10 protein-coding genes are annotated in these 12,669 nt (G+C 69.3%); 5 read left to right on the top strand and 5 right to left on the bottom strand.

The annotated features are described in order from the left end of the window. Positions 1–5 precede the first annotated feature (5 nt). From EJP69_RS02300 to EJP69_RS02285, 4 genes are all read right to left on the bottom strand, one after another. Positions 6–1,493, bottom strand: a complete 1,488-nt coding sequence (locus EJP69_RS02300; protein ID WP_170217029.1) for a tannase/feruloyl esterase family alpha/beta hydrolase — start codon at positions 1,491–1,493, stop codon at positions 6–8. Positions 1,494–1,687: 194 nt separating this feature from the next. Further along, positions 1,688–2,668, bottom strand: coding sequence for a tripartite tricarboxylate transporter substrate binding protein (locus tag EJP69_RS02295; protein ID WP_126468581.1), 981 nt, complete (start codon positions 2,666–2,668; stop codon positions 1,688–1,690). 119 nt (positions 2,669–2,787) lie between these two features. Further along, on the bottom strand, positions 2,788–4,197 hold the full coding sequence (locus tag EJP69_RS02290) for a sensor histidine kinase (RefSeq protein ID WP_126468580.1): 1,410 nt from the start codon (positions 4,195–4,197) through the stop codon (positions 2,788–2,790). Next, complete coding sequence (locus tag EJP69_RS02285) at positions 4,190–4,903, bottom strand: response regulator transcription factor (RefSeq protein WP_126468579.1); 714 nt, start codon at positions 4,901–4,903, stop codon at positions 4,190–4,192. Before EJP69_RS02285 ends, EJP69_RS02290 begins: the two co-directional genes overlap by 8 nt. 208 nt (positions 4,904–5,111) lie before the next feature. On the opposite strand from EJP69_RS02285, the gene EJP69_RS02280 reads away from it, so the two are divergent. The 5 genes from EJP69_RS02280 to EJP69_RS02260 are packed head-to-tail and all read left to right on the top strand — an operon-like array spanning position 5,112 to position 11,609. Then, on the top strand, positions 5,112–6,266 hold the full coding sequence (locus tag EJP69_RS02280) for an efflux RND transporter periplasmic adaptor subunit (protein ID WP_126468578.1): 1,155 nt from the start codon (positions 5,112–5,114) through the stop codon (positions 6,264–6,266). Then, on the top strand, positions 6,259–9,354 hold the full coding sequence (locus EJP69_RS02275; protein WP_126468577.1) for an efflux RND transporter permease subunit: 3,096 nt from the start codon (positions 6,259–6,261) through the stop codon (positions 9,352–9,354). Before EJP69_RS02280 ends, EJP69_RS02275 begins: the two co-directional genes overlap by 8 nt. A 25-nt stretch (positions 9,355–9,379) precedes the next feature. Then, a complete protein-coding gene (locus EJP69_RS02270; RefSeq protein ID WP_126468576.1) occupies positions 9,380–10,876 on the top strand; it encodes an efflux transporter outer membrane subunit in 1,497 nt (498 codons plus the stop codon). Further along, positions 10,873–11,244 (top strand): RidA family protein, encoded by a 372-nt coding sequence (locus EJP69_RS02265; RefSeq protein ID WP_093195093.1) that lies wholly within the window; start codon positions 10,873–10,875, stop codon positions 11,242–11,244. Before EJP69_RS02270 ends, EJP69_RS02265 begins: the two co-directional genes overlap by 4 nt. Beyond that, entirely contained in the window at positions 11,241–11,609 is a 369-nt protein-coding gene (locus EJP69_RS02260) for a hypothetical protein (protein WP_240652006.1), read from the top strand. The genes EJP69_RS02265 and EJP69_RS02260 overlap by 4 nt, the downstream gene beginning before the upstream one ends. Here EJP69_RS02260 and EJP69_RS02255 read toward each other — a convergent pair. Further along, a complete protein-coding gene (locus EJP69_RS02255) occupies positions 11,573–12,646 on the bottom strand; it encodes a patatin-like phospholipase domain-containing protein (protein WP_093306884.1) in 1,074 nt (357 codons plus the stop codon). The genes EJP69_RS02260 and EJP69_RS02255 overlap by 37 nt on opposite strands. Positions 12,647–12,669 lie beyond the last annotated feature (23 nt).

Genomic DNA, 12,669 nt, shown 5'->3' with positions numbered 1-12,669 from the left:
CGGCCTCAGGGGCTGGCGATGCATTTCCAGGCGTTCAGGGCCTGGTTCGACGGAATCTCGCCCGTCGCGTTTCTTGCGAGCGACGGCGCGCCGACTCGGGCCTGATCGTCGTGCACCCAGTTGTCGAGGTCAGCCACCGCATTCCAGGCCAGCTGTAGCGGCGTCAGGCCAATCCGCCTGAGCAGCGTATTGGTGTTGTAGAAGCCGTGGCTGTAGTCCTCGATGAAATAGGCGCGAACCGAGGCCTTGATCTCGCCCGATGTCACCCTTCCACCCGAAGGCAAGGCCGCCAGCTTGCTGACGAACTCACCGGCCTGCGTGCAGGGCACCAGGAAGTCCGACGTGCCCTGGTAGACGATGATCTTCTTGCCCTTCGCGCCCGCCTTCTTCTGGCTCGCCGCCGCGTCGAAGAACGGCAGGAGTTCGCGGGGCTGGACGTTCCAGACGGGCGCGAGCACGTCCAGCAGCCTGTTGTAGCCGTCGTAGTCCGCGCCCGACTCGATGGCCACGTCCGCCAGATGCCGCGAGACGGCGCCCAGCCCGTCGCTCAGGGTCTGCTGCGACACCTCCTGGCCGAAGAGGCTCGTGATCATCGCCGAGGCGCTGCCCCAGTTGACCACCCAGTCGTTGACCACCGCCGGCACCTCGATGCTCTTGAGCAGGTTGGTCTCGTCCACGGGCGGCGCTCCCGCGACGATGCCGTCGTAGGCGTCGGGCCAGTTCGCCATGGCCTTCAGTGCCTGCCTGCCGCCGGTGGAAATGCCGACGAAGTACGTGTCGGTCGGCTTGCTCCCTGTGAGCTTCTTCAGGAGATACAGCCCGACGTCCAGCGATTTCTTGATGGAGTCCTGCCCGAAGTTCTTCACCATTTCCTGCTTCGCGACCTCACCGAGCTTCCTGCCGGGTCGCACGAAATCAGGGTTGAACGACTTGCCCGAATCGCCGGCGCCCGCGTCGCTGAGGATCACGGCGTAGTTCGACAGCGCAATCCCCTGCAGCGAGGGCGAATACTGCAGATTGGTCTGGATGCCGTTGGCGACAACGTCGGTCTTCCAGGCGAATCCGCCGCCGCCGAGCTGCACGAACTTTCCGTTCCACTGGGCCGGCACATAGATCTGGTAGTTGATGTCGGGCACGCGATAGCTCGGGTCCTTGACGGCCGGATCCACGCGGTCGGGAGAAGTCGGCTGGATCGTTCCCTTGATGAGGCAATAGGCCGGCAGCGCGAGCCAGACCTGCTCGACGGACGTGACCGTGAATCCGCCCGTGCGCGGCGAAGGAAAGCGGGTGCCGCGGAAATCGTCGAGCAAGGCATCGCCGTACTGCGTGCCGTTCAACTGGTTGGAGCAGGTCCGGACGAGAGTGCCCGAAATGTCGCTGGCCGCGTGGGCCGATGCAATGAACCCGCCGCAGGCCATTGCCACGAAGATGGGCCGCAGCAGCAGCCGCGACCGCCATGTCTCACGAAGGCCGGAATTCGTCGTCTTGTTCAAGATTTGTCTCCAGGTATCGAGTTGGGATTTCGCCAAACCCATCGCTTGTTCAGCTTGGGTGGACCCGCGCCTTCTCTGAGGCACTGAAATTCTCGATTGCCCTTCGACGGGCCGCGCTATCCGTGCAGTGCCATCCGAATGACCTTCCGGACACTCGGAGCCCGTCCTGAAAAGACCCGGCTACGCTGAAAGCACTACTCGGCCTTCACGCCCGCGGTGCGGATGACCTTTCCCCACTTCGCCGTCTCGGCGGTGATGAATGCATCGAATTCCTCGGGCGTGCTGCCCGCCGGAATGGTGCCCATCGCGTCGAGCTTCGCGCGCGTCTCGTCGCTCCTGATGATGCGGGCCACCTCTTCCGACATGCGCTTGACGATGTCGCGCGGCGTGGCCGCCGGCGCCAGCATGCCGGCCCAGGTGCTGCCGATGAAGCCCGCGAAGCCCTGCTCGATGAATGTCGGCACCTCAGGCGCCGCCGCGAGGCGCTTGTCCCCCGCCACGCCGATCAGCCGCACCTTGCCCGCCTTGGCCTGGTTGATGAGGCCCGTGGGCGCATCGAAGAAAAGCTGGATCTGCCCGCCCATCAGGTCGGTCAGCGCCGGCATCGCGCCGCGGTACGGGATGTGGATCATGTACGTCTGCGTCAGCGACTTCCACAGCTCGGTGGTGAGATGCGCCGCCGAGCCGTTGCCCGACGAGCCGAAGCTCACCTTGCCCGGATTGGCGCGCGCGTAGTCGATGAGCTCGCGCGCGGTCTTGAAGGGCGCGTCGACATTCACCGCCGCCAGCAGCGGCGACACGCCCATCAGCGAAACGCCCGTCAGGTCCTTGCGTGGGTCGTAGGGCAGCTTCGGGTACAGCGTGGTGTTGGCCGCATAGGCCGCGATGACCACGCCGAAGGTCGTGCCGTCGGGCGCTGCCTTGGCGATCGCATCGACGCCGATCAGGCTGTTGGCTCCGGGCTTGTTGTCGATCAGCACCGGCTGGCCAAGCTTCGTCTGCAGCCCGATCTGCACCAGCCGCGCCATCTGGTCGGTGAAGCCGCCCGGCGTGTAAGGCACGACGATGCGGATCGGCTTCGAGGGCCATGCGCCCTGCGCGAACGACGGCATCGCAAGGCTTGCGGCGGCGGTGGCTAGCGTGAACCGGCGGCGGGACAGCGTGGCTTGAGGCATGGCGGCGGAAACCCTTCTTCGTTGCTTCTTCGGAAATGGAGCGGACCATTCTCGAAGCGCCGCGCGGCGGCACGGTCAGGGTTTGCCCGGCGACCGCATTGGCGCGAAGCCTTCGCCGTTCACCTCGCCAACGGCAACCGCATCTCGAACCGCGCCCCACCACCGCTTTCATTCGCCGCCTCGATCCGCCCGCCATGCGCATGCACCACGGCCTGAGACAAGGCCAATCCGAGCCCGAGACCCGGCGTCTTCTCGTCCGACCGCGCAGTGGCCCCACGGTAGAAGCGCTCGAACAGATGCGGCATTTCGTCGCCGCGTATGCCGGGGCCGCTGTCGGCCACGCTGATGACGGCCTCGTTGGCATCGGCATCCGCCCGCAGGCCCACGCGCACGGTGGTTCCGGCCGGCGAGAACTTGAGGGCGTTGTCGAGCAGGTTGGCCAATGCCAGGCTGGCCGCACCGCGCGCCACCCGCGCGGCCACCGGCGGCGCGGGCTCCAGCGAAAGCGTGAGGCGTCGTTCGCGTGCCAGCGGCTCCAGTCGCCTCGATGCTTCTTCCACGAGCTGGTTGAGCGACACCGTCTCGGCCACGTCGCGCTCCTGACCGGCATCGAGTCGGGCCAGCACGAGCAGCTCCTCGACCAGCAGCGTGAGCGACTCGACCTCCTCCAGCGAGGAATGCAGCGTCTCGACGTACGCGGCCGGTTCGCGCGGCCTGCGCAAGGCCAGCTCGAGCTCGGTGCGCAGGCGCGACAGCGGCGAGCGCAGTTCGTGCGAGGCGTCGGCGGTGAAGCGCCGCTGTGCTTCCATGCCCTGCTCGATGCGCGCCAGCATGTCGTTGAGCGTGTCCACAAGCCGCCCGATCTCGTCCTTCGTTCCGGGGTGCGGCAGTCGCTCGCCGAGATTCGCGTCCCCGATGCGGTGTGCCTGCCGCACCACGTCGTCGATGGCGCCGAACGCGCGCCGGGTGATCAGCGCGCCCGCCGCGCCCAGCGCCAGCAGCAGCGCGCAGCCGAGGATCAGGAACAGCGCGCTGGCCATGGCCACCGTGCGGTTCACGTCGTCCAGCGAGCCCGCCACCTGCACCGCGAGCAGCGAACTGCGGCCCGGCACGGGCACCGAGACCATGCGCGTGGGCTCCTCGCCGTAGCCGTCGAGCGTCTCGAACACGGTTTCGCCCGCGGCCAACCTCTCGCGCAGCGCGAGCGGGATGGGCAGCTGCGCCTCGCCGAGGTTGCTGCTGCGCGCGAGCACGCGCCCGTCGGCGTCGACGATCTGCACCAGCCGGTCGAGCCGCACGAACGACGGCGCACCGGGGCCCGGTGGGGCCTCGTGCACGATGACGGTGTCGCCCTCGCCGGCGGACAGCAGCATGCCCATCTCGGTCTCGGCCAGCGCCAGCAGCGCGGCATCGAGCTCGCGGTGCACGTTGCGCGAGAACACGAGGTACGAGCCGAAGGCGGCGACCGCCATCACCACGACGATCGCGCTCACGTGCGCCAGCGCGAGCCGCTTGCGAAAGCTAAGCATGCGCGGCGGCTCCGGTTCCGGTGCCTGCGCTGTCGTCGGCCGGCGCCAGCCTGAAACCGCGCCCGCGCACCGTCTGTATCAGCGGCGCTGCCGGCGGCGCGTCGACCTTGCGGCGCAGGTTGCTGATGTGCACGTCGATCAGGTTGTCGATGGCGATCAGGTCGTCCTTCCACACCTGCTCGGCCAGGCGCGAGCGGCTGACCACCTCGCCGGCATGGCGCAGCAGGATCTGCAGGATCGCGAACTCCTTGTGCGTCAGGTCGAGCACCATGCCGCCGCGCAGCACCCGCTGGCTCAGCGGATCGAGGCTCAGGTCGGCCAGCGAGAGCACCACCGGACGCACGAGCTCGGAGCGGCGCAGCAGCGCGCGCACGCGGGCCAGCAGCTCGTCGAAGGCGAAGGGCTTGGTCAGGTAGTCGTCGGCGCCGGTGTTGAGGCCGGCCACGCGGTCGCTCAGCGCGTCGCGGGCCGTCAGCATGAGCACGGGCGTCTTGCAGCCGCGCTGGCGCAGGTCGCGGCACAGGGTGAGGCCGTCCTTCCCGGGCAGCATCCAGTCGAGCACGATCAGGTCGTAGGCGACGACGAATGCCTCTTCGTCGCCTTCCTCCGCCGTGTGCACCACGTCGACCACGAAGCCCTCTTCCTGCAGGCCCCGGGCCAGCAGGCGAGCCGCCTTGCGGTCGTCTTCGATCAGCAGAATTCTCATGGCGCGGATCATGCCGCGCCTTCCTGACTCCCGGCCACCGAAGGCCACCAAAGGCCGTCGGTGGCCGATCCTGAAGAGAACTTCAGGATTTCTTGGGAGCTTCTTCAGGCGCCCTTTCATACGCTCCCCGGCAGGAGACGGGAGCGGATCGAGGGCATGGGAAGGGGTCCCATGCGCGGCGCGCCCGTCCCGCGACATCCGCATCGCGATGAAGAAGAAAACCCTCTACCAGATCACCCCCGCACGCATCGTCTTCGGCCTGATGACCTGCGCGGCCCTGTGCGTCGACTCGTTCGACAACCCCGCCCATGCGGCCACCGCGGTGGCGGCCGCGCCGGCCCCGATGCTCGTGCGCCAGGGCAACCGGCTGAACGTGCCCGCGGGGTCGCCGCTGCGCGATCGCCTGCTGGTCGCAACGGTCGGCCAGGACGCCCTGCCGCACGAAGTGAGCCTGCCGGCCACTGTGGAAGCCGACCCGGCCGGCACCGTCAACATCCTGCCGCCGCTGACCGGCCGGCTGCTCGAGCTGAAGGTGCGGCTGGGCGACACCGTCAGGCGCGGCCAGGTGCTCGCGACGATGAGCTCGCCCGACCTGGCGCAGGCCGTCGCCGACGCGCAGAAGGCCCGCGACGCGCTCGACCTCGCCCAGCGTGCGCTGGTGCGTGCGCGCGGCGTGAACGAGGCCGGCTCCAACGCCGCCAAGGACGTGGAAGCGGCCCAGAGCGCCGTCGCCCAGCAGACGGCCGAACTGCGCCGCAGCGAGGCGCGTCTGCGCAGCCTTGGCGCCGAGGGCGGCGGCGCGCAGGCCGGCCAGGTGCTGAAGATCGTCGCGCCCACGTCCGGCACGGTCACGGCACTGAACGCTGCCCCGGGCGCGAACCTGAACGACGCCAACGCGGCGCTGATGACGGTGTCGAACCTCGACTCGGTCTGGGTCACGGTCAACGTGCCCGAGAGCGTCGTCGGCACGGTCGCGCCGGGGCAGAACGCGGTGGTCACGCTGGCGGCCTATCCGGGCCGCAGCTTCAGCGGCAAGGTCGCCTTCGTGAGCGCGGTGCTCGACGCGGACACGCGCCGCGCCCGCGCGCGCATCGTGTTCGCCAACCCCGACGGGATCTTCAAGCCCAACATGTACGCGACGGCGGTGCTGGGCGTGCCGCAGGGCGCGCAGCCGCAGGTGCCGGCCTCGGCGCTGCTGATGAACAACGACAGCGTGAGTGTCTTCGTCGAGGCCGAGCCCTGGACCTTCGTGCGGCGCACGGTGGAACTGGGCCGGGAAGACGGCGACAAGGTGCGCATCCGCAGCGGCCTGGCCGCGGGCGAGCGCGTGGTGGTGCGTGGTGGTGTGCTGCTGAATGATTAATCTCATCATCACCCAGTTCTTCCGCCGCAGGCACCTCGCCTGGGCGATGTCGGTGGCGCTGGTGCTTTTCGGCGCGTGGTCGTGGACGCAGATGACGGTCGAGGCGTACCCCGACCTCGGCGACGTCAACGTGCAGGTGACGACGCAGGTCAACGGCCTGGCCGCCGAGGAGATCGAGCAGCAGATCACCACGCCGCTGGAACGCGCGCTGAGCAACACGCCGGGACTGGCCTCGATCCGCTCGAGCAGCACCTTCGGACTGTCGCTCATCACGCTGACCTTCAAGGACGGCACCGACGACTACTTCGCGCGCCAGCGCGTGACCGAGCGCATCGGCCAGGTCAGCCTGCCCTCGGGCGCGCAGCCCGGCCTGGGCCCGGTGGCGGGGCCGGCCGGCGAGATCTACCGCTACACGCTGGAGTCGGACACGAAGAACCTGATGGAGCTGTCGGAGCTGCAGCGCTGGAAAGTGATTCCCGCGCTCAAGCAGGTTGCCGGCGTGGTGGACATCAACAACTTCGGCGGCTTCACCAAGGAGTTCCAGCTGGAGCTCGACCCGGCTCGGCTGCAGAAGTACGGGCTGGTGCTCAACGACGTGGTCACCGCCATCAACAACAACAGCGCGAACGCGGGCGGCGGGCGCATCGCGCGCGGCGACCAGAGCTACGTGGTGCGCGGCATCGGCCAGATCCGCACGCTGGACGACCTGGGCACGGTGGTGGTGGCGCAGAGCAACGGCTCGCCGGTGCTGGTGCGCGACCTCGGGCGGCTGCAGTTCGGCCACCAGGAGCGCGGCGGCATCCTCGGCAAGGACACCAACCCGGACACCATCGAGGGCATCGTGCTGATGCTCAAGTACGAGAACCCCTCGCGCGTGCTCGAAGGCGTGCACAGGAAGATCGACGAGCTGCAGGCCGAGCTCGCGCCCATGGGCGTGAAGATCGTGCCCTACATCGACCGCGACGACCTGGTGAAGCTCACGGTCGACAAGGTGACGCACACGGTGCTCGAAGGCATGGCGCTGGTGTGCTTCGTGCTGATCCTTTTCCTGGGCAGCCCGCGCAGCGCGGTGGTGGCGGCGGTGGCCATTCCTATGTCGCTGGTGACGGTGTTCATCGTGATGCACTTCACCCGCATGCCGGCCAACCTGTTCTCGCTGGGCGCGATCGACTTCGGCATCATCGTGGACGGCGCCATCGTGGTGATGGAGGCCATCTTGCGCAGGCGCGAGGAGGAACCGCACGCCACGCTCACCGAGGGCAACATCCTCGAGACGGTGAGCCACGTGTCGGGGCCGATCTTCTTCGCCACGCTGATCATCATCACGGCGTACTTTCCGCTCTTCGCGTTCGAGCGCGCCGAGGGCAAGCTCTTCAAGCCGATGGCCTTCACCGTGGGCTACGCGCTGGTGGGCGCCCTGCTCTGCGCGCTGACGCTCATCCCGAGCCTGGCCTACGTGGCGCTGCGCAAGCCGAGCAAGCCCTTCGTCAACAAGCCGCTGGTGTGGCTCACGGCGGCGTACCGCCGGGTGCTGGCCAGGCTGCTGGAGGTGCCCGCCATCGCCTACGGCCTGAGCGTGGCGGCACTTGCAGCGGTGGTAGTGCTGGGCGCCACGGCCGGGCGCGAGTTCCTGCCCGACATCGACGAAGGCGCGCTGTGGTTGCAGGTGCAGCTGCCCTCGGGCCTGTCGCTCGACAAGGCCAGCGAGATGGCCACGGAGCTGAGGCACGTGCTGCTCGAATACCCCGAGGTGTCGTACGTGGTGACCCAACTCGGCCGCAACGACGACGGCACCGACCCGTGGACGCCCTCGCACATGGAGGTGCCAGTGGGCCTCAAGCCGTACAGCGAGTGGCCGGCCGGCGTGAAGAAGGCGGACTTCGTGCGCACTCTGACCGAGCGCTTCGCGCGCATGCCGGGCTTCGACGTGGGCATCAGCCAGCCGATCATCGACGGCGTGAACGACGCCGTGGGCGGCGCGCACAGCCCGCTGGTGCTGCGCATCTACGGCGACGACCTGAAGGAAAGCCGGCGCATCGGCAACCAGATCGTCGATCTGCTGGAGACGGTGCGCGGCACGGCCTCGGCCTCGCTGTTCCAGGAGCCGCCCATTCCGCAGGTGGTGATCCAGCTCAACCGCGAGGCGGCGGCGCGCTTCGGCGTCAATGCGAACGACGTGGCCAGCCTGATCCAGACCGGCATCGGCGGCGCGCCGGTGATCACGGTGTACTCGGGCAACCGCACCTACAACGTGTCGGTGAAGATGCCCAAGAGCGCCAAGGGCAACACCGAGGCCATCGGCGCGCTGCTGCTCAACAGCTCCGGCGGCGCGAAGGTGCCGCTCTCGCAGGTGGCCGACATCCGGCTGCAGACCGGCGAAAGCACGATCTCGCACGAGATGAACGAGCGCCAGATCACGGTGCGCGTGGACAACCGCGACCGCGACTTGGCCTCCTACCTCGACGAGGCACGCGATCGCATCGCGAAGGAGGTGAAGTTCGACGCCACGAAATTCCGCCTGCAGTGGGCCGGCCAGTTCGAGAACCAGCAGCGCGCGCAGGCCCGCCTGGGCGTGTCGCTGGCCATCGTGGTCTGCATCATGGCTGTGCTGCTGTTCTTCCAGTTCGGAAAGATCCGGCAGGTTGCGCTGATCCTCGGCGTGGTCCCGATGGCCACGCTGGGCGGGCTGATCGCGGTGCACGTGGCGGGCGAAACGCTCAACGTGGCCACGGCCGTGGGCTTCATCGCGCTGTTCGGCGTGTCGATACAGAACGGGATCATCATGGTCGCGAACTTCCGGCGCGTGCGTGGCGAAGGGCTGGAGCTGCAGGCCTCGGTGCTCGAAGGCGCGACCGAGCGGCTGCGGCCGGTGCTGATGACTGCCACCGTTGCATCGGTGGGCATGCTGCCCGCCGCACTGGCCACCGGCGTGGGTACCGACGTGCAGCGCGGCCTGGCGACCGTGGTTGTCGGCGGGCTGGTGGTGTCGACGCTGCTGACGCTCTTCATCCTGCCGACGCTGTACTTCGCGATGGAGCGCCTGTTCGAGCGCAAGGGCTGGGGCACCCGCTCGCGCCGCGACCGCTGAGGGAGCAAGAAAAATGACGAAAGCAATGAAGACAAGAACGGCCCCCGCGGCCGCAGGCGTCGCGCTGACCCTGCTGATGGCCGGGTGCGCCGTCGGCCCCGACTACGCTCGCCCGGGGCTGAGCCTGCCCGCGCAGTACACGGCCGAGCCGCCCACGAGCCGCGAGGCCGAGAGCGTGCCGCTGGCACGCCTGTCGCCCGAGCTGGACGTACCCGCCCAGTGGTGGCAGGCCTTTCGCAGCGAACCGCTGAACGCGCTGGTGACGCAGAGCCTCGCCGGCAACCCGACCATCGAGGCCGCCGACGCTGCGCTGCGCGCCGCGCAGGAGAACGAGGCGGCCGACCGCGCCGCCTTCTGGCCGACCGTGGCGCTGGGCTACTCGCCCACGAGGCAGCGCGTGGCCAGCGCGGTCGCGAGCCCGGTGTCGTCCAACGCGAGCCTCTACACGCTGCACACGGCGCAGGTGACGGTGTCGTACACGCCCGACGTGTTCGGTGCCACCCGCCGGCAGGTGGAAGGCGCCAAGGCGCAGACCGAGCTGCAGCGCTTCCAGACGGTGGCGGCGAAGCTCACGCTGAGCAGCAACGTGGTGGCTGCCGCGATCACCGAGGCCTCGCTGCGCGCGCAGCAACGCGCCACGCAGGCCATCGTCGCGGGCCAGAAGGAGATGCTCGCGGCCTACCGCAAGCAACTGGCGCTGGGCCAGGTGGCGCCAGCCGACGTCGACGCGCAGGAGGCCTCGCTGGCAGCCACCGAGGCCACCCTGCCGCCGCTGGAAAAGCAGCTCGCGCAGCAGCGCAACCTGCTTGCCGCGCTGGCGGGACGCTATCCGAGCCAGGGCGTCGAGGCGCAATTCGATCTCGATGCCTTGCAGCTGCCGTCGGAGCTGCCGCTGACGCTGCCGTCGAGCCTGGTCGAGCACCGGCCCGACGTGCGCGCGGCAGAAGCGCAGCTGCAGGCCGCGAGCGCCGCCATCGGCGTGGCGGTAGCGGCCCGCCTGCCGAACCTGACGCTGGGCGTGAACTCGTACGGCTCGTCGGCGTACAGGCTGTCGGACCTGTTCAAGTCGTCGTCGCTCTTCTGGACCGTGGCCGGGAGCGTGACGCAGCCCATCTTCGACGGCGGCGCGCTGAAGCACCGCGAGGCGGCCGCGCGGGCCTCGTTCGACGAGGCGGCGGCGCAGTACCGCGCGACGGTGCTCGCTGCCTTCCAGGACGTGGCCAACACGCTCGAAGCCATCGACGCCGACACGCGCGCGCTGCAGGCGGCCGTGAAGGCCGAGCGCACCGCTTCGCAGAGCCTGGCGCGCACGCAGGCGCAGGTGCGTCTGGGCGATGCCAGCGCGCTCTCGCTGCGTATCGCGCAGCAGGCGCAACAGCAGGCGCTACTCAACCTCGTGCAGGCGCGTGCACTGCGGCTGACCGACGCGGCCGCCCTCTTCCAGGCGCTCGGCGGCGGCTGGTGGAATGCGCAGCAACCTGCCATCGTCTCGTCATCTTCCAATTCCCCCGCATCGCCATGAACATCATCCGCCACGACATGGGCCCCCGCTTCAGCGAGATGGTGACCGTCGACCTGGGCGCCGCGCGCCTGCTGTACCTCTCGGGCCAGGTTGCCGAGAACCCCTCGCTCGACATCACCGGGCAGATGCGCGAGATCCTGCGCCACATCGACCGCCTGCTCGCCATGCAGGGCGCGACGAAGAAAGACCTGGTGAGCGTGACGATCTACCTGCGCACGGTAGGCGACTACGCCGCGATGAACTCGGTGTGGGACGAATGGGTACCCGCCGGCCACACGCCCGCCCGCGCCACCGTCGGCGCGAAGCTGATCGACTCGGAATACCGCGTCGAGATCCAGGCCACGGCGGCGATCGGGCCGGCGCCGTGAGACGCGTCCGGCGCGCAACCCTGCTGTGGGCGCTGGCGCTGGGCGGCTGCTCGGCTTTCGACGCGCATTCCTTCGACCACGCCGCCGGCTGGCGAGCGGCGCAGGTCGTCAGCGTCGGGCGGGCCGGCGACCTGGCCGCGACGGCCGACCGCGATTGCGGCGCGGAGGGCGGCACCGCGGCGCTCTACGCCGTCGTGCGCTACCGCAACGGCGGCGTGCACACGCGCTCGATCGGCACGGGCCGCTGGCCCGCCGGCGCCGCGCTCAAGGCCGGCGATGCGGTGGAAGTGAACATCCTCGACTGCGCCCTGCCCCTGGCGCTGCCGGGTCAGAGAGGCAGCATGCCGGGGGCGGCGTCGCGCTGAAGCCAGTCCTGGAACTCGTCGGAAAGCCGCTGCGCCTCGCGCGTGGCCCGGCCCCATGCGGCGATGCGCGACTGGGCGTCGTTGGCGAAGTGGATGAAGTCCTTGCGGTCGGGCAGCTTGCCGTTGGGCAGGGTCCGCACCCATTCGGGATCGGGCGCGAGCACCACCATGCGGTCGAGGAAGCCGCTGGCCTTGTGGCGCCAGCGCAGGCCCTTGTCGAGCCAGCCCGGCACGACCGCCTGCTGGAAATGCGGATACAGCACGATGCCGTCGTCGGCCGGCTGGTAGTCGAGGTGCAGGTGGTAGTCGGTGATGCCGCCGTCCCAGTAGGCGCCGCGCGGTGCGCCGGGAATGTCGTGCACCGCCGCCAGCAGGAACGGAATGGAGCACGAGGCCTGCAGCACCATGTTGAAGTTGGCCTCGCTCAGCGCGTGCTGGCGCGTGCGGAAGTCGCGCGTGGCGAAAGGCAAGGCGGCTCCGGGCGTGGAGAACACGCAGCGCTCCAGCCACGCGCCCAGGCTCTTGCGGTGCAGGCTGTTGGTGGCGAAGGCGCCGAGGTAACCCACCGGCGTACGCGCCCTGCCCTCGCGTCCGAGGATGTGCCGGCCGCGCGATGTCACGACGTGCAGGCGGTATCGCGGATGGCTCAGCACCTCGCCGATGCGCCCGCCGTAGAAGGCTTCAAGGCTCTCGGCGAAGCGCTCGCTCAGCTGGCGCGGGCTGAGCCGCTTCTGCCCCGGCGGCACCTCGAACTGCTGGTGCACGTAGTCGTGCTCGAAGCGCTCGAAGGCGGCGTCGGAGTTCGACAGGCAGGCCGTGGACAGTCGCCACGCGCCGATCGAGGCGCCCACCAGATGCACCTGCTGGCTCGACTGCGGCAGCCAGCGGCCGAAGATGAAGCGGTCGAGCGGCCCGAGGATCAGGCCCTTGGGCCCGCCCGCCGCGCCGGGAATGGTGCGCACGTCCTGCGGGCGCAGGCCGTGCTGCTCGATGTGCTTGCGGGCCGCGGGGCCGGCATAGATGCGCAGGGCTTTCATCGTCATGCCGGACACGTCAGCAA

This window comes from Variovorax gossypii (assembly GCF_003965815.1).
Taxonomy (GTDB): Bacteria; Pseudomonadota; Gammaproteobacteria; order Burkholderiales; family Burkholderiaceae_C; genus Variovorax; species Variovorax gossypii.
The sequence above is the reverse complement of the archived record's forward strand: the minus strand, read 5'-3'. Positions and strand labels throughout refer to the sequence as shown.

Excerpts from the sequence above, each read along its gene's own strand:
- EJP69_RS02285 (WP_126468579.1), bottom strand. The coding sequence starts at position 4,903 with ATGAGAATTCTGCTGATCGAAGACGACCGCAAGGCGGCTCGCCTGCTG.
- EJP69_RS02255 (WP_093306884.1), bottom strand. The coding sequence starts at position 12,646 with ATGAAAGCCCTGCGCATCTATGCCGGCCCCGCGGCCCGCAAGCACATC.
- EJP69_RS02280 (WP_126468578.1), top strand. The coding sequence starts at position 5,112 with ATGAAGAAGAAAACCCTCTACCAGATCACCCCCGCACGCATCGTCTTC.
- EJP69_RS02265 (WP_093195093.1), top strand. The coding sequence starts at position 10,873 with ATGAACATCATCCGCCACGACATGGGCCCCCGCTTCAGCGAGATGGTG.
- EJP69_RS02295 (WP_126468581.1), bottom strand. The coding sequence starts at position 2,668 with ATGCCTCAAGCCACGCTGTCCCGCCGCCGGTTCACGCTAGCCACCGCC.
- EJP69_RS02275 (WP_126468577.1), top strand. The coding sequence starts at position 6,259 with ATGATTAATCTCATCATCACCCAGTTCTTCCGCCGCAGGCACCTCGCC.
- EJP69_RS02270 (WP_126468576.1), top strand. The coding sequence starts at position 9,380 with ATGAAGACAAGAACGGCCCCCGCGGCCGCAGGCGTCGCGCTGACCCTG.
- EJP69_RS02290 (WP_126468580.1), bottom strand. The coding sequence starts at position 4,197 with ATGCTTAGCTTTCGCAAGCGGCTCGCGCTGGCGCACGTGAGCGCGATC.